The sequence below is a fragment of the Janthinobacterium sp. SUN120 genome (assembly GCF_030397735.1).
Lineage (GTDB): Bacteria > Pseudomonadota > Gammaproteobacteria > Burkholderiales > Burkholderiaceae_D > Janthinobacterium > Janthinobacterium kumbetense.
In genome coordinates this window covers 404,112-419,015 of record NZ_JAPUBW010000001.1, presented here as the reverse complement: position 1 = coordinate 419,015, position 14,904 = coordinate 404,112, and the positions used below count along the sequence as shown (strand labels likewise).

Here is a 14,904-nt window from a genome sequence, read left to right as displayed (position 1 = left end):
TCCTCTCAGTGCGCCGCTGGCGCCAGGGTTTCGGCGCTGCCGCCCAGGTAGGCTTCGATCACTTTCGGGTCGCTCTGGACAAGCGCGGGCACGCCTTCGGCGATCTTCTGGCCGAAGTCCAGCACCGTCACCACGTCCGACAGGGCCATCACCACGTCCATGTGATGCTCGATCAGGATGATGGTGATGCCGTGCTCGCGGATCTTGCGGATGATGGCCATCAATTCCTTGATGTCGGGCGCCGTCAGGCCCGCCGCCGGCTCGTCGAGCAGCAGCAGGCGCGGGTTCAGGCCCAGCGCGCGGCCGATTTCCAGCAGCCGCTGCTTGCCATACGGCAAATTGCGCGCCTCTTCGTTGGCCAGGTCGGCCAGGCCGACGAATTCGAGGATGCTGGCGGCCCGCTCGCGCGCCGCCTTCTCTTCGCGCTTGTAGCGGGGCGTATGCAGCATCACGTCCAGCACGTTCGACTTGAACGTGTTGTGCAAGCCCACCAGCACGTTTTCCGTCGCCGTCATCTCGCCGAACAGCTGCACGTTCTGGAAGGTGCGCGCCACGCCGCCCAGGGCGATTTCGGACGGCGTGCGGCCGGAGATCACCACGCCGGCAAATTCCACCTTGCCCGCCGTCGGCTTGTAGATCCCAGTCAGCACGTTCATCATCGTGCTCTTGCCCGAGCCGTTCGGCCCGATCAAGCCGTGCACGGAGCCCTGCGTGACGTTCAAGTCCACCTGGTTCAGCGCTTTCAGGCCGCCGAACTGCATCAGGGCCTGGTCCACGCGCAGCAGGGTCGCGCCCTGCTGCCCGCCCTGGGCGTGGTCGAACGGCGCCACGCCGTGCGAGGCGACGGCTTCCACATGGCGCCGGCCCTTGCCGATAAAGCTCATCAGGAAGCCGACGATGCCGTCCTGCAGGTAGTACACGACAAATAAGGTCATCAGGCCGAAGATGGTCAGGCGCCAGTCGACCATGTTTTCCAGCTTGTACGAATACGCGGCCAGGCCGATGGTGGCCACCAGGGGCACGAGCACGCCGCGCACGGTGGAGCGCTTCTTCGCCAGCATGACGATGGAACCGATCACGCCCAGCACGGCGGCGCCGACGGCGATCTTGCGGAACAACTCGATGTCCGACAGCAGGCTGGGCAACATGACGACGATCAGGGCGCCGATCAGGGCGCCGGAACGCGTCTTGCGTCCGCCCATGATGACGGCCAGCAGGAACAATATCGTCAGCTCGAAGTTGTAGGTATTGGGCGAAATGTACTCTTCCGAATACGCATACAGGCTGCCGGCCAGTCCCGCGAAACCGGCGCTGATGACGAAGGCGTAGACCTTGTAGCGGTACACGGACACGCCCATGCAGTCCGAGGCGATGGGGCTGTCGCGCAAGGCTTCGAACGCCCGGCCCAGGTTCGATTTCAGAATGCGGTGCACCACCACCAGCGAGATCACCAGCAGCGCGGCGACCATGTAGTAATACTCGACCTCGGAAAGCTTGTGGCCGAACAGGACGGGCTTGTGGATCTTGATGCCCATCGGCCCTTCCGTCAGGAAGCTCATTTCATTGATCAGGATTTGCACGATGGTGCCGAAGGCCAGGGTCACCATCGCCAGGTAGGGCCCCGTCACGCGCAGGGCCGGCAAGGCCAGGATGGCGCCGAAGACGGCCGCGCCCAGGATGCTGGCGGGGATGGCCAGCCAGAACGGCGCGCCCAGCTTGAACACCAGCACGCCCGTGACGTAGGAGCCGATGCCGAACAGTCCCGCGTGGCCCAGCGACACCTGCCCCGTGTAGCCGACGACGATATCGAGACCGAACAGCAGGATGGCATAGATCAATATGGTCTCGGCCAGGTGGATGTAATATGGGTTCGGGATGACGATGGGGAACAGCGCGAGCACGGCCAGTCCCGCCGCGCTCAACGCCAGCATGGTGATTTTCTTGTTCATGTCGTCCTCAGACTTTCTTGATCGCGGCTTTGCCGAACAGGCCGGACGGCTTGATGGCCAGCACCAGCAGCAGGAGCAGCAGGCCTGGCACTTCCTTGTAGCCGGTGGAGATGTAGTAGCCGGTGGTCGTCTCGGCGATGCCCAGGATCAGCCCGCCGACGATGGCGCCCACGCCCGAGGTCAGGCCGCCGATGATGGCCACGGCAAACGCTTTCAAGCCCAGCGAAGCGCCCATGGTCGCTCCCGTCAGGGTCAGCGGCGCCACCAGCACGCCCGCGAACGCTGCCGTGGCCGACGACAGCGCGTAGGAAAACGTGATGACCATGCCCGTGTTGATGCCCATCAAACCGGCCGCGTCGCGGTCGTTGGCCGTCGCCACGACGGCCTTGCCATAGATCGACTTGCGGTTGAATACTTCCACGGCCAGCATGATGGCCAGCGCGCCGACGATGACGGCCACCTGCATCTGCTGCACGTTGGCGCCGAATACCTGGAACGGCGCGGCCGACAGCGGCGACGGGAACATCAGGTCATCCTTGCCCCAGATATTTTCCGCCACGTTCTTGAAAATGATGGCCAGCGCGATGGTCGACATGATCCAGCCGAATTCGGACTTGATCTTGATGGCGGGCCGCACGCCTATCCATTCGACGAATACGCCCTGCAAGGCGCCGAAGACGATGACGATGGGGATCATCAGCAGATAGCTCATGTACGGCCCGCCATGGATGGTGCCTACCAGGGAGAGGCCCACGAGCGCGCCCAGCATCAGGGATTCGCCCTGGCCGAAATTGAGGGTGCCGGAAGTGGCAAAGGTCAGCTGGTAGCCGAAAGCGATGACGGCATAGATCATGCCCAGCGCGATGCCGCTGAAGACGAGCTGCAGGAAGATTTCCATGGTATTCCCCGGAAGACGAAAGATGAAAAAATGGCCAGTCCTGATTCCTCAAGGCTGGCCACTGCGCGGCGACTGTCCGCCAGGCTTATTTCGCGAGGACGACCTTGCCGTCCTTGACTTCGCCAAACACGGTCAGGTCGGCCGTGATCGCTTCATGGTTGGTCTTGCTGAACGGTTTGTTGTAGGTGGTGACGGCGCCTTCCACCTTCTCGTTCAGGTTTTCCAGCGCGGCGCGCACTTTCGGGCCGTCCGTGCCGCCCGCCTGCGTGATGGCCGCGGCCAGCAGGTAGATGGAATCGTAGCCTTGCGCGGCCGAGACGGCCGACGGCATGCGTCCGCCCGATGGCTTGTAGGCGGCCACGTAGGCATCGATGAAGGCCTTGCGCTTCGGCGTGCTGGCGTCCTGGATGAAGGTTTGCGGCATGCGCGTGCCGTTGCCGTTCTTGCCCGCGTTGTCGATGAAGTTACCCATGGCCAGGGTCCAGCTGCCGATCAGCGGCACTTTCCAGCCCAGTTTTTCCATGCCGTTGGCGATCTGCGCCAGTTCCGGGCCGATGCCGTAGGTCAGCACGACTTCCGCCCCCGCCTGCTTGGCTTTCAGCAGCTGGGCCGTCATGTCGACGTCCTTGATGTTGTATTTTTCCACGACGACGGGCTTGATGCCCTTCTTGTCGAGCGCCTTTTCCAGGTCTTCGCGGCCCAGTTGGCCATAGTTGGTGGAATCGGCCAGGATCGCCACTTTCTTGAACTTGCGGTTTTCGATCGCCTCGTGCACGATCATGCCGGACTGGATGGTGTCATTGGCCGCATTGCGGAAAATGTAGTTTTCCGGCTGGTCGGCAAATTGCTTGGTGACGATGGAACCCGTCGCCACATTGTTCATGACGGGAATCTTCGCTTCCTGGTAGAAGCGCTGCGAAGCGAGGGCCACGCCCGTGTTGATGTAGCCGACGGTGGCGGCGACCTTTTCCTTGTTGATCAGTTCCTGGGCGATCTGCACGCCGCGTTCGTTCTTCGCTTCGTCATCGCGCTCGATGAGCAGCAGGGAACGACCCAGCACGCCGCCTTTGGCATTGATTTCAGCGACGGCCAGCTTGACGCCGTCGCGCATCGACACGCCCATCGGCGCGGAACCGCCCGTAAACGGTCCGGACACGCCGATCTTGATGGGGTCGGCTGCGACTGCCGCCTGCGAGAAACCCAAAACCAAACTTGCCACGAGCAATTTCTGTTTCAAATTCATTGTCATCTCCTCTGATACAACGTTTTTAATGCCACTTATTTTTATAGTCGTACGCTGGATAACCGCCCCATCGATAAATCATTGTAGGTGAGTAAACATGCACCAGCAACAACTACATATGACGCGTCGCAACATGCGGAAAAGCCGCAATTGCAGGCCTGTTGTCAGTCTTTTGTAAGGAAAATATGGCGCAAATTGACACAGGTGCTACACCATGACACACGATGCATATGTCTGACCTGCGTCAAAAGTATGGTGATGTAATGGTGATATGGTCATTGAACCAGGGTCAACCGTCCATGGCGGCAATCCCTTCCCTACCATGGAGACCCTATGCGCCAGCCCATGACAAGCATCTGCGCCTGCCTGCTGATCGCCTGCATGAGTAGCGCCTGCAAAAACTTCACGCCGGTCGACAAGTTCGCGGGACAGACGGTGGCGATAACGGAAGTATTCAAACCCATGCTGACCCACTCCATGAGCAGTTGCACCAATAATGTACGGCGCAACAGCATCATCACCGACCGCCCCTACGTTGCGCAGGAAACGGAACAGGACCTGCTCCGGCGCTGCAAGGACTATGCGGCGCAGTTGGCGGGCACAGCCGAACTGAACGATGTATTGAAACGCTACGCAGAAGTACTTGCCGCGCTGGCCAACGACAAGCTGGCGAACTACAAGGAGGAGATCGGCGCCCTTGGCGGTTCGCTGGGCGCCTTGCAGCAGTCCGGCGGCATGGCGCCGGTGCTCGACGCCGACCAGCTGGACAAAGTCACACGCCTGAGCGCGCTGATCAGCCAGATTGTCACGCAGCAAAGACAGCAGTCGGGAATCAACGAATTGCTGGCGCGCGAAGACGATATTTACATCATCAGCAATGCGCTGAAAAAATATGCGCAGCAAAACTACCAGGCCAATCTGCACGACGAGAGCCTGACGCTGGCATCCCTGAATCGCTCGCTCGACAACGCTGCCGCCAGGGAACCCGTGGCCAGCAACTATCTGAAAGCCAAGCTCTACCTTGACGGGCGGCAACTGCAGGAGCGTGGCAAGGTCATCGAGGCCTATCTTGCCGCCATGACGGAATTGCAAAACAGTCTCAGCACCTTGCGTGCCAAGTCCATGCAAGACCCGGCATTGGAGCGTCAACTGGACACTTTTGCCAAGCAAGTCGATACCCTGCAAAAGCAGGCCGCCAATTATTCACCATCCCCCTGGTAGGAGTCGGACATGGGCAACGTTATCGCACTCGATGAAAAACAAACCACGGAAATCGCCGACAAGCTGGCACAGGCCTCGAACCAAGTACTGGAGCTGCGCATCGCGCTGACCGACCGCACGCCGCCGACGCCGTCAGCCGTGCTGCATGATCTCAAGCAATATGAAAGCCACCTGGATCAGATGGTGTCCTTTTTCCGCGCCCACGGCATCTACCTGATCAACCAGAGTGTGCAGCAGGCATTGGCCAATGTGAACACGGCCATCGACCAAGGCAGGAAAACCGTGGCCGACATCGGGCACACGCACGCGGCCATCAAGGCGGCGGCCGGCTTGCTGGACCTGGCCGCAGCCCTGCTGTCGCGCAACCCGCTGGCCATTGCCGAGGCTGCAAATAGCCTGCGAACCTGACCTGGCGGACAATCACGGCTCTGCGGCCCTGTGCCCCATCGCGTGCGTGGCCATCTTCAGGTACAGGTTCGCCTGTTCCTCGCTGTGCGCATAGCCCATGCGCCCTTCGGCCAGGGCGACGGATTTCTGCTGCAGCGCTTCCGGGTATTCCAGGTCGCAGGCGGCATCCAGCCAGTAACGTGCCTGTTCCTGATCAGTCTCCTGCAGCATGTTCGCCACGATGAACATGGCGGGCGCCACGCCGCGTTGCGCGGCCAGTTCCAGCCAGCGCAACGCGGCGGCGCTGTCCTGCGGGCCGCCCATGCCGTTCTTGTGCATTAATCCCAGGTAATACGCGGCAGGACCGCCGCCCTGCCCCGCCGCGTGCTCGAACAGGGCGCGCGCCTGCGGCTGGCTCGCCTCGCCCGCGCGCATCAAGACCTTGGCCTGGGCCGTGAGGTCCGGCCCTGCCGATGCCAGCGGCGATACGGCCAGGGCGACGGCAAACACCCATGCCTTCATTTCGACAGGTCGAGCTGATACAGCGCAAAGCCCTTGCCGACGCCATCATCAAGCTTCAACTGCGTGACGTTATCGATGCCGGCCGCCTTCGCCAGCTCGATCACGTTCGGCGCCGAATGGAAGACCACCGGGCCTTGCGTGGCAACCTTGGCAAAGCGCCAGCTGCGCGCCGAGCCGTTTTTCGCGCGCGTCAGGTTTTTCTGCTGCGTGACATAGGCGATCAGCAGTTCGCGGTTGTTGTCGGGCGAGGCCACCACCGTCTTGCTGCCGTCGAGGCCAGGGAAATTGCCGCCACCGCTGGCGCGGTAGTTATTCGTCGCAATCAAAAATTCCTGGCCCGCGTCCACCGGCTTGCCCTGGTACGTCAGGCCCTGGATGCGACGGCCCGGCGGCTGCGTGACGTCGATCTGGTAGCGCACGTCCGCGCTGGTGATGGCGTCGAAGTTGTAGCTCGGATGGGCCGTGTTGATCAGTTCCTGCGGCTCGGTCTTGTTGACATCGATGGTATTGAAGCGCCGCGCCGACTGCTCCAGCCAGGCCTTCAATTCGATGCCATTCATCTTCACGCCGTACAGCGCGTTCGGATACAGATACAGGTCGGCCGCGTTGTTCAGCGCCACGTTACCCGCCTTAACGTCCGTGTAGTCGGACACGCCCGCCGAGCCGCTCTTGAACGGGGACGACATCGACAGCACGGGCAGATTGGCATATTGCGGCAGGTTCGCCTTCACGTAAGCGGCCAGGTAGCCCGCTTGCGCCTGGTTCACCACTTCGATGGCGCTGACGTCGCCCACATCGGCAAAATACGTCGACATGCGGAAATCCGTGGCGCCGACCGGCGTCTGCACGTAGGCGATCGTCGCTGCGTGCTCCTCGGCCACCAGTGCGGCGATGGCTGCGTCGGGCGCCACATAACTCTTGTCCGCGTTCTGGATGCCGCGCGCTTCCACCGTGGTGGCGCTCTTGTCGACCACCCACTGCTTGCCGTCGTGGCGCAGGCGCAGACCGATCACGCCCAGGTGCTTGCCCCACAAATTGGCCATCACGGTGGGCACACCATTGACCAGCCCTTTGACCTTGTCGACGCCGGGCAAATTAAACTGCGGCACCGTGCTGGCCGCGTTCGGGAACAGCTGGTGCGAATGGCCGATCAGCATGGCGTCCACACCCGGCACTTGCGACAGGTAGTAATTGCCGTTTTCCATGGTCGGCGAATACGGGCTGTCATCGAGACCGCCGTGCGAAATGGCCACCACCAGCTCGGCGCCCCTGGCGCGCATCTCGGGAATGAATTTTTCCGCCGTCTCGCGCACGCCCTGCGTGTAGACGCGGCCTTCCAGCCAGCGCTTGTCCCAGGCCATGATGGTGGGCGGCGCAAAGCTGATGATGCCCACCTTCACGGTGCTCGTCACCGGTTTGCCATCGGCGCCGGTGGCCGTGATCTGCTTGTCGATGATGTGATATGGCGCAAACAGGGGCTGGCCCGTCTTGACGCTGTAGACGTTGGCCAGCACTTGCGGGAATGCGGGACCGGCGCAGCGCGGTTTGCTGGCGTCGACGCTGTCGACGTCGAAGCGGTTGCCCGTCACCTGGCTCAAAAACGCCAGGCCGTAGTTGAATTCGTGGTTGCCGATGCCGCCGCCGTCCACTTTCAGCAAATTCATGGCCTTGTAGATGGCCAGGGTCTGGTCGCAAGCCAGCGGCTTGACCAATGCCTGGTAGTCGGCCAGGGCCGTGCCCTGGATGGTGTCGCCGTTGTCGAGCAAGAGATTGTTCGGGAACTGCGCGCGCGCCTGGGCGATCAAGGCCGCCGTGCGTTCCAGGCCGATCGACGGTTCCGCCTGCAGCTTGTAGTAATCATAACTGAGCACATTCGCGTGCAAGTCCGTCGTCTCCAGCAGGGCCAGGGTGGCGCTGCTGCCGGCCGGCGCGGCCGATGGCGACCGGGCGGGTCCCGTGGCGGTGGGCGGCAAGGCGCCGCAGCCGGCCAGCAGCAGCGGTAACAGGGCGAGACGGGGAAGTTGAAGCATGATGTATTCCTGTGGAAAGACAATATCGCCAGCATCATACGCAGCACGGCAGCCCCTATCAAGGCAAAAATATTGTCGTAAATACAGCAAAATCGTCATTTTATTGCCCCGTGCGGCAGCAATTGCGCCGCGGCGGCAGCGGAAACGCGCCGCGCTCGCGTATAATTCAGGGTTTGATTTCACCATAGAAGACCAGAACATTATGGAAGCCGAACGCATCAATATCATCTCCGCCCTGCTCAACGACCTGACGGTCCGCGAAGCCGAACTTCGGAGGTATCTTTGACTTCACTGTCAAGTCGGAGAAACTAGAGCAAGTCAACGAAGAGCTGGAAGATCCAACCGTCTGGAACGATCCCAAGCGCGCCCAGGACCTCGGTAAAGAGAAGAAGGCGCTGGAAGCCATCGTCTTCACGCTCGCCAAGGCCGATGCCGACCTGCGCGACACCCGCGACCTGTTCGACATGGCCCGCGAAGAAGGCGACGACGACACGCTCGAAGCGATCGAGCAGGACGTGCAGGAAATCCGCAAGGTCATCGAAAGCATGGAATTCCGCCGGATGTTCAACAATCCGATGGACCCGAACAACTGCTTCATCGACATCCAGGCCGGCGCCGGCGGCACGGAAGCCCAGGACTGGGCCTCGATGTTGCTGCGCCAGTACCTGCGCTATTGCGAACGCAAGGGCTTCAAGGTCGAAATCCTGGAGCAGTCCGACGGCGAGGTCGCCGGCATCAAGACGGCCACCCTGAAGGTCGAGGGCGATCACGCCTACGGCTTCCTGCGCACGGAAACGGGCGTGCACCGACTGGTGCGCAAGTCGCCATTCGACTCGGCCAACGGCCGCCACACCTCGTTTACGTCGCTGTTCGTGTATCCGGAAGTCGACGATTCGATCGAAATCGACGTCAACCCGGCCGATATCCGCGTCGACACCTACCGCGCGTCGGGCGCCGGTGGTCAGCACATCAACAAGACCGACTCCGCCGTCCGCATGACCCATGCGCCGACCGGCATCGTGGTGCAGTGCCAGAACGACCGTTCGCAGCACCGCAATCGCGCCGAAGCGATGGAAATGCTGAAAGCGAAGCTGTACGAGCATGAACTGCGCAAGCGCATGAGCGAGCAGCAGAAGCTGGAAGACTCGAAGACGGACGTGGGCTGGGGTCACCAGATCCGCTCCTACGTGCTGGACCAGTCCCGCATCAAGGACTTGCGCACCGGTTTCGAGACGGGCAATACCAAGGGCGTGCTCGATGGCGACATCGACGACTTCATCTCCGCCTCGCTCAAGCAAGGCGTGTAAGGATGAACGCATCTGCTCCGGTGCAGCGCGCCTTCCTGTTCGACATGGATGGCACGATCGTCGACAACATGGCCTTCCACACGACGTCGTGGCTGGCGTTCTTTGAACGCCACGGCCATGCGCTGGACGCGGATGCATTCTTCCGCGACACGGCGGGACGGCAGGGGCACGAAATCATCGCCAAGTACCTGGGCGCGGATGCCGACCACGTCACCCTGCTGGCGGAAAAGGAAGTCGTCTACCGCGAACTGTATGGCCCGCACCTGGCCACGGTGCTTGGCTTCGACCGGCTGATCGCCAGCGCGCGCCAGGCTGGCGTCGGGCTGGTGGTGGGCACGGCAGCGCCGGACGAGAACATCGCGTTCACACTCGATGGCCTGGACCTGCGCCACCGCTTCGACGCCATCGTCGGCGCCGCCGACGTGGAACGGGGCAAGCCGCACCCGGACGTTTTCCTGAAAGGCGCGCTGCTGGCCGGCGCGCTGCCGCAAGACTGCATCGTCTTCGAAGACGCGCCCCTGGGCGTGGAAGCGGCGCGCCGCGCCGGCATGCGCGTCGTGGTGCTCACCACCACCCTGCCGGCCGAGGCGTTTTCCGCCTTCGACAACGTCATTGCCATCGTGCCGGATTTCTCCGCACTCGACGTCGACGCACTGTTTGCCAGCGTGGCGCCAGCGCTGGCGCCACATCATCAATAATCACCAACGAAGAACACCATGACTACGGATATCCAAGAACAAGCCGCCGCCCCCGATGAAAACAAGATCATCGCCGAGCGCCGCGTCAAGCTGGCAGCACTGCGCGAACAAGGCGTCGCCTTCCCGAACGATTTCCGCCCCGAGCACAAGGCGGCCGACCTGCACGCGCAATACGGCGGCAAAACGCGCGAAGAGCTGGAAGCCGAACCTGTCACCGTGGTGCTGGCCGGCCGCATGATGCTCAAGCGCGAAGCGGGCAAAAAAGCCGCTTTCGCCACCCTGCAAGACGCCTCCGGCCCGAAGGCCGACGGCCGCATCCAGATCTACGCCACCTTGGACCTGACCGGCGAAGCGGCCATGGCCGCCCTGCACCACTATGACCTGGGCGACATCCTGGGCGTGACGGGCACCCTGTTCAAGACCAAGACGGACGAACTGACCATCAAGGTCACGGAACTGCGCCTGATCACCAAGTCGCTGCGCCCGCTGCCGGACAAATTCCACGGCCTGGCCGACCAGGAAACGAAGTACCGCCAGCGCTACGTCGACCTGATCATGAACGAAGAGACGCGCCGCACCTTCAAGGCGCGTACCGCCGCCATCTCGTCGATCCGCCGCTTCATGGAAAAGAACGAGTTCATGGAAGTGGAAACGCCGATGCTGCACACGATCCCGGGCGGCGCCGCGGCAAAACCGTTCATCACGCACCACAATGCGCTGGACATGCAGATGTTCCTGCGCATCGCACCCGAGCTGTACCTGAAGCGCCTGGTCGTGGGCGGCTTCGACCGCGTGTTCGAGATCAACCGCAACTTCCGCAACGAAGGCGTGTCGATCCGTCACAACCCTGAATTCACGATGATGGAATTCTACGCGGCCTACACCGACTACAAATGGCTGATGGACTTCACGGAAGCCGTCATCCGCCAGGCCGCCATCGATGCGCACGGCACCGCCACCCTGACCTACGGCGGCCGCGAACTGGATCTGGCAAAACCGTTCCACCGTCTGACCATCGTCGAAGCGATCAACAAGTATGCTCCAGGCTACACCGCCGAGCAGTTGAACGATGCCGAATTCATCAAGGAAGAGCTGAAAAAATTCGGCGTCAAGCCGTTCGCCACGGCCGGCCTGGGCGCGCTGCAACTGGCGCTGTTCGAAGAAACGGCTGAAGCGCAGCTGTGGGAACCGACCTATATCATCGACTACCCGGTCGAAGTGTCGCCACTGGCGCGCGCTTCCGACACGGTGGCCGGCATCACGGAACGCTTCGAGCTGTTCATGGTGGGCCGCGAAATCGCCAACGGCTTCTCCGAGCTGAACGACGCGGAAGACCAGTCGGCCCGCTTCCTGGCGCAAGTCGCTGCCAAGGATGCCGGCGATGAAGAGGCGATGTTCTACGACGCCGACTACATCCGCGCGCTGGAATACGGCATGCCGCCAGCCGGCGGCTGCGGCATCGGCATCGACCGCCTGATGATGATCATCACGGATTCGCCGAACATCCGCGACGTCCTGCTGTTCCCGCATCTGCGCCGCGAAGAGTAATCACGGACGCAAGCCGATAAAAAGCCGCCTGGTCTTGCGATCAGGCGGCTTTTTTACTTGTACGGCCGGCCGTCAGGCGGCCAGGGTCACGCGCTGGTGGCTGCGGCTGGCCTGCTGCGCCGCCAATGCGGTGGCGAGCGCGCGCATGCCGTCGTCGCCGGTGGCGGCAGGCTGCCCTTCGCCGCGCATGGCGCGCTGGAAGGCGCGCACCGAGCGCACGTACAGGTTTTCATGCTCGACGGGGATGTCGACCTTGCCGCTGTCGCGCGTCAGGGTAATGCTGCCGACGGGGCGCTGCGTCATCACGCCGGTGGCGAAGATGGTGCCCTTGGTGCCGATGATTTCCACGCCGGACAGCGAATGCGGCGCATTGAACGCATCGTGCACCTGCACCAGGGTGCCGTTGTCGAACTCGATGACGGCCATCAGGCCCTCTTCCAGCCCGGCCACCGTCATGCCGCCGCTGGTGGCGCAGGCAGTGACGTGGCGCGGCTCCGCATCCAGCAGGAAGCGCAAGGTGTCGACGTCGTGCACGAACATGTCGAGCGTGACGCCGCCCGACTCCGGCGCATCCAGGCGCCAGCCGCGCAGGTGCTGCGGCAGGTTATTCGCGTGCAGCACACGGCAATACAGGGGCTGGCCGATCTCGCCGGCGCGTATCAGCTCGCGCACCTTGCCATGGCTGGCGGCGTTGCGCAGGTGGTGGTTAATCCCCAGCACCACGCCCGCTTCGGCGCAGCCGTCGACCATGCGGCGGGCGTCGTCCAGGTTCAGCGCCAGCGGTTTTTCGCACAGCACGTGCTTGCCGGCGCGCGCCGCCTGCAAGGTCTGCGCCATATGCCATTCGTTGGTGGTGCTGATGTACACGGCGTCCGCGCCCGGATGCGCCAGTGCCGCATCGAGGTCCGTATAGCTGGCGCCGATGCCGAACTGCGCGGCAAAGGCGGCGCCGCGCGCGGCATCCCTGCTGACCACGGCCAGCACCTCGGCATCGCCCTGCTGGCGGATCGCGTCGACCATCCATTCGCGCGCCACGGTGCTGGCGCCGACCAGTATCCATCCGATTTTCTTCATTCGATTCTCCCGTTAAAAAGTGTGGCGCAGGCCGAGGTTCCATGCCTGGTTGCCGGTGCCGTTGTCGGTGGCGTTGCCCACCACGTAGGCGGCGCCGTTGCGGTTGTCGATATGCGCGTAAGCCGCGTACAAGGTGCTGCGCTTCGACAGCGCGTAGGTGTAGCCGATGCCGACCTGGGAAGCGTCGCCGTTGGCGGCGCGCCGGTCGTCGCGCCGCACGTACGAGAACAGGACGCGGTGCGGGCCAAAAGGCACGGTGGCGCCCAGCATCAGGTCCGCGCTGTCGACCGTGGTGGCGGCGCCCGCCGTGCTCTTGCTGACGGCGACGGCGCCATGCGCCTTGACCACGCCGAAGTCCCAGGTGGCGCCCAGCACCGTGTTGCGCGCCCTGCCCGCCACCAGCGCGTTTGACAGGGTGTTGGCATCCTGGTGCGCCAGGCGCACATACAGAGGCCCGCTGGCATAGGTGGCTGCCGCGCCCGTGTAGCGCCTGGCCGAAGCATCACCGGGCACTTCGCCGAAACCGTACGCCAGTTCGCCGGAAAGGCCGCCGCGCACGGGCGAGCTGTAGGTGATACTGTTGTCGACGCGGCTGATGTAGCCGGCCGTGAAGACGTTGCTCATCCTGCCCGCAAAACCCAGGTAGAACGGGTCCAGCGCCCCCAGGCTGCTGTCGATGAACGTGTACTGGCGGCCCAGCCGCAGCGTGCCCGCCGCGCCGCCCAGGCCGACGAAGGCCTGGCGCCCGAACAGCAGGCCGCCCTGGGCCGAAGCGCCCGTGTCGGCCAGAATGCCCGCATCCATCGTAAACAGCGCCGTCATGCCGCCGCCCAGGTCTTCGCTGCCCTTGAAACCCAGCCGCGAGCCATTGGCGATGCCGCTCGTCACCTTGAGCACCCTGCCGCCGGCGCCGCCGCTCTCGGACACCACGCCCATGTCCATGATGCCGTACACGGCCACGTTCGACTGCGCGCAGCACAAGCCGCTGCCGGCGCCGATGATCATTGCCCCTACTACCTTCTTCTTCATGTCTTGCCCTGTCTATCTTCTTGTGAAAACTGTCCCTGGCTCACCAGGTGGCGCGGACGCTGGCCGCGCAAACCGGCCAGCAGGTTGTCCACGGCCTGCTGCGCCATGGCGTAGCGCGTTTCGTGCGTGGCCGAGCCGATATGCGGCAGCGCCACCACGTTCGCCATGTGCGGCAGCGGATTGTCCGGCGCCAGCGGTTCGCGCTCGAACACATCGAGACCGGCGCCGTGGATGCTGCCCTGCTGCAGCGCCTCGATCAGCGCCGCCTCGTCGACGATGCGCCCGCGCGAACCGTTGATGAAGATGGCGCCGGGGCGCATCAGCGCGAACTCGCGCCGGCCCATCATGCGTTCCGTCTGCGCCGTCAGCGGCAGCACCACGCAGACGAAGTCCGACCCTGCCAGCAAGTCGTCGAGCGCCACCTGGCGCGCGCCCAGCGCCGCCTCCACCTCGGGCACGGCTTCGCCGTTCACGTACAGCACCTGCATGCCGAAGCCCAGCGCGGCGCGGCGGGCGACGGCGCGGCCGATGCGGCCCATGCCCAGCATGCCGATGGTCTTGCCATGCACGTTGACGCCGTACTGGCTTTCGCCCACGCTGCGCGTCCAGCGTCCCGCCTTGACGAATTCGGCCAGTTCGACGACGCGCCGCGCGCTGGCGAGGATCAGCGCGAAGATCGTGTCGGCCGTCGTTTCCGTCAGCACGTCCGGCGTATTGGCCAGCAAGATGCCCCGTTCGCGCAGGTAATCGACGTCGAACTGGTCGACGCCCACCGAAATGGTGGAAATGATGCGCAGCTCTTCCGCCGGGTCCAGCAGTTCACGGTCCAGGCGCACGCTGGCGCCCAGCAAGCCGTGCGCGCCGCGGATGGCGGCGGCGAATGCGGCGCGGTTGCCCGCATCGATCGCCTCGAAATACGTCACCTCGCATTCGGCGCGCAGGCGCGCCAGCAGCGGTTCGGCCAGTTTTTTATACACAACCACATGTTTTTTCACGAG

General features: G+C 63.3%; 14 protein-coding genes. 6 read left to right on the top strand and 8 right to left on the bottom strand.

What is annotated here, in order from left to right:
- Window positions 1-5: 5 nt before the first annotated feature.
- The 3 genes from O0879_RS01820 to O0879_RS01810 all read right to left on the bottom strand — a co-directional run bounded on the left by O0879_RS01820 (window position 6) and on the right by O0879_RS01810 (window position 4,090).
- Entirely contained in the window at window positions 6-1,949 is a 1,944-nt protein-coding gene (locus O0879_RS01820; RefSeq protein WP_289914368.1) for a branched-chain amino acid ABC transporter ATP-binding protein/permease, read from the bottom strand.
- A gap of 7 nt (window positions 1,950-1,956) precedes the next feature.
- On the bottom strand, window positions 1,957-2,847 hold the full coding sequence (locus O0879_RS01815) for a branched-chain amino acid ABC transporter permease (RefSeq protein ID WP_034782923.1): 891 nt from the start codon (window positions 2,845-2,847) through the stop codon (window positions 1,957-1,959).
- 85 nt (window positions 2,848-2,932) lie between these two features.
- The gene (locus O0879_RS01810; RefSeq protein WP_046682990.1) at window positions 2,933-4,090 is read right to left on the bottom strand and encodes an ABC transporter substrate-binding protein; all 1,158 of its coding nucleotides are present in this window, start codon (window positions 4,088-4,090) and stop codon (window positions 2,933-2,935) included.
- 345 nt (window positions 4,091-4,435) lie between these two features.
- On the opposite strand from O0879_RS01810, the gene O0879_RS01805 reads away from it, so the two are divergent.
- Together O0879_RS01805 and O0879_RS01800 are read left to right on the top strand one after the other, a co-directional pair.
- Window positions 4,436-5,311, top strand: coding sequence for a hypothetical protein (locus O0879_RS01805; RefSeq protein WP_289914367.1), 876 nt, complete (start codon window positions 4,436-4,438; stop codon window positions 5,309-5,311).
- Between the two features lie 9 nt (window positions 5,312-5,320).
- Window positions 5,321-5,719: a hypothetical protein gene (locus O0879_RS01800; protein ID WP_289914366.1), complete on the top strand. Its 399-nt coding sequence runs from the start codon at window positions 5,321-5,323 to the stop codon at window positions 5,717-5,719.
- A 12-nt stretch (window positions 5,720-5,731) separates the two neighbouring features.
- Here the strand turns inward: O0879_RS01800 and O0879_RS01795 are convergent, their stop codons facing one another.
- Complete coding sequence (locus O0879_RS01795; RefSeq protein WP_289914365.1) at window positions 5,732-6,220, bottom strand: hypothetical protein; 489 nt, start codon at window positions 6,218-6,220, stop codon at window positions 5,732-5,734.
- Entirely contained in the window at window positions 6,217-8,250 is a 2,034-nt protein-coding gene (locus O0879_RS01790; RefSeq protein WP_289914364.1) for a bifunctional 2',3'-cyclic-nucleotide 2'-phosphodiesterase/3'-nucleotidase, read from the bottom strand. Before O0879_RS01790 ends, O0879_RS01795 begins: the two co-directional genes overlap by 4 nt.
- Here O0879_RS01790 and O0879_RS01785 point away from each other — a divergent pair.
- The 4 genes from O0879_RS01785 (at window position 8,249) to lysS (ending at window position 11,803) form a co-directional block, all read left to right on the top strand.
- Window positions 8,249-8,536, top strand: a complete 288-nt coding sequence (locus O0879_RS01785) for a hypothetical protein (RefSeq protein WP_171984906.1) — start codon at window positions 8,249-8,251, stop codon at window positions 8,534-8,536. The two genes, O0879_RS01790 and O0879_RS01785, sit on opposite strands and share 2 nt — an antisense overlap.
- Window positions 8,453-9,557 (top strand): peptide chain release factor 2 gene (prfB, locus tag O0879_RS01780; RefSeq protein WP_115057524.1). Its coding sequence is split into 2 segments (ribosomal slippage): window positions 8,453-8,533 and window positions 8,535-9,557, totalling 1,104 coding nucleotides; the frame shifts between segments, so codons are not numbered across the junction. The genes O0879_RS01785 and prfB overlap by 84 nt, the downstream gene beginning before the upstream one ends.
- A 2-nt stretch (window positions 9,558-9,559) precedes the next feature.
- Window positions 9,560-10,255, top strand: a complete 696-nt coding sequence (locus O0879_RS01775; protein ID WP_289910426.1) for an HAD family phosphatase — start codon at window positions 9,560-9,562, stop codon at window positions 10,253-10,255.
- Between the two features lie 18 nt (window positions 10,256-10,273).
- A complete protein-coding gene (lysS, locus tag O0879_RS01770) occupies window positions 10,274-11,803 on the top strand; it encodes a lysine--tRNA ligase (protein ID WP_099667574.1) in 1,530 nt (509 codons plus the stop codon).
- 72 nt (window positions 11,804-11,875) lie between these two features.
- Here the strand turns inward: lysS and O0879_RS01765 are convergent, their stop codons facing one another.
- Genes O0879_RS01765 through O0879_RS01755 form a run of 3 tightly spaced genes read right to left on the bottom strand, consistent with a single transcriptional unit; the run spans window position 11,876 to window position 14,901 of the window.
- The gene (locus O0879_RS01765; protein ID WP_289914363.1) at window positions 11,876-12,877 is read right to left on the bottom strand and encodes a Gfo/Idh/MocA family oxidoreductase; all 1,002 of its coding nucleotides are present in this window, start codon (window positions 12,875-12,877) and stop codon (window positions 11,876-11,878) included.
- Window positions 12,878-12,889: 12 nt separating this feature from the next.
- On the bottom strand, window positions 12,890-13,906 hold the full coding sequence (locus O0879_RS01760) for a porin (protein WP_289914362.1): 1,017 nt from the start codon (window positions 13,904-13,906) through the stop codon (window positions 12,890-12,892).
- Window positions 13,903-14,901, bottom strand: coding sequence for a D-glycerate dehydrogenase (locus O0879_RS01755; RefSeq protein ID WP_289914361.1), 999 nt, complete (start codon window positions 14,899-14,901; stop codon window positions 13,903-13,905). Before O0879_RS01755 ends, O0879_RS01760 begins: the two co-directional genes overlap by 4 nt.
- Window positions 14,902-14,904: the final 3 nt, after the last annotated feature.

Excerpts from the sequence above, each read along its gene's own strand:
- O0879_RS01820 (WP_289914368.1), bottom strand. The coding sequence starts at position 1,949 with ATGAACAAGAAAATCACCATGCTGGCGTTGAGCGCGGCGGGACTGGCC.
- O0879_RS01815 (WP_034782923.1), bottom strand. The coding sequence starts at position 2,847 with ATGGAAATCTTCCTGCAGCTCGTCTTCAGCGGCATCGCGCTGGGCATG.
- O0879_RS01810 (WP_046682990.1), bottom strand. The coding sequence starts at position 4,090 with ATGAATTTGAAACAGAAATTGCTCGTGGCAAGTTTGGTTTTGGGTTTC.
- O0879_RS01805 (WP_289914367.1), top strand. The coding sequence starts at position 4,436 with ATGACAAGCATCTGCGCCTGCCTGCTGATCGCCTGCATGAGTAGCGCC.
- O0879_RS01800 (WP_289914366.1), top strand. The coding sequence starts at position 5,321 with ATGGGCAACGTTATCGCACTCGATGAAAAACAAACCACGGAAATCGCC.
- O0879_RS01795 (WP_289914365.1), bottom strand. The coding sequence starts at position 6,220 with ATGAAGGCATGGGTGTTTGCCGTCGCCCTGGCCGTATCGCCGCTGGCA.
- O0879_RS01785 (WP_171984906.1), top strand. The coding sequence starts at position 8,249 with ATGATGTATTCCTGTGGAAAGACAATATCGCCAGCATCATACGCAGCA.
- O0879_RS01790 (WP_289914364.1), bottom strand. The coding sequence starts at position 8,250 with ATGCTTCAACTTCCCCGTCTCGCCCTGTTACCGCTGCTGCTGGCCGGC.
- O0879_RS01775 (WP_289910426.1), top strand. The coding sequence starts at position 9,560 with ATGAACGCATCTGCTCCGGTGCAGCGCGCCTTCCTGTTCGACATGGAT.
- lysS (WP_099667574.1), top strand. The coding sequence starts at position 10,274 with ATGACTACGGATATCCAAGAACAAGCCGCCGCCCCCGATGAAAACAAG.
- O0879_RS01765 (WP_289914363.1), bottom strand. The coding sequence starts at position 12,877 with ATGAAGAAAATCGGATGGATACTGGTCGGCGCCAGCACCGTGGCGCGC.
- O0879_RS01760 (WP_289914362.1), bottom strand. The coding sequence starts at position 13,906 with ATGAAGAAGAAGGTAGTAGGGGCAATGATCATCGGCGCCGGCAGCGGC.